The organism is Methylobacterium oryzihabitans (assembly GCF_004004555.2).
In the GTDB taxonomy this organism is placed as follows: domain Bacteria; phylum Pseudomonadota; class Alphaproteobacteria; order Rhizobiales; family Beijerinckiaceae; genus Methylobacterium; species Methylobacterium oryzihabitans.
In genome coordinates, this window is sequence record NZ_SACP01000093.1 from 1 (window position 1) to 612 (window position 612).

The following is a 612-nucleotide window of genomic DNA, read 5'->3' on the forward strand; positions in this document are numbered from 1 at the left end:
TCGCCACCACGCGCCCCCCCCCCTCGCCGCCGGTCCCCGAGGCGTCGAGCCGCGCCCCCGGCGCCACCCGCACCCCGCCCTCGTCCCCCGACAGGGTGATGCTGCCGCTGCGCCCCGAGACCGAGCGCGCCTCCACCACCCCCGACAGGTTCACCGCCTGCCGCGCCATGTCCCGCGCCGCCGCCGCGGTGAGCGTCACCGAGCCGCCATCGGCCGAGATCGTCCCGCTGTGCCGCACCAGCGCGCCGCGGCCCTGCCCTCGCGTCGGCACCGCCACCTGCAGGAAGCCGTCGCCGGAGAGATCCAGCGTCGCCCGCTCGCCCGCGCCGAGCCCGACCCGGCCCATCGGCACCGAGATCGTCCCGGTGTTCGTCACCTGCCCGCCGATCAGCGCCGCGTAGCCGCCGCGCCCGATCGTGATCGTGCCGTGGTTGGCCACCCGCGCCGAGGCGCCCGAGCCGCGGAACTGCCGCCGCCCGGCCCGAAAATCCTCGTCCGAGATCGCCAGCGACGAGGCGACGAAGCCGGCCGCGTTGACCTGCCCCGTCCGGGTGATCGTCACGCCGTTGGGGTTGACCAGATACACCCGCCCGTTGGCGTTGAGCTGGCCGG

Annotated in this window: 1 protein-coding gene; it reads right to left on the reverse strand. The window is 76.6% G+C overall.

Translation table 11 applies throughout. The features are described from left to right. Positions 1-612: two-partner secretion domain-containing protein (locus tag EOE48_RS28485; protein ID WP_127734229.1), on the reverse strand; the 612-nt coding region annotated here is incomplete at both ends.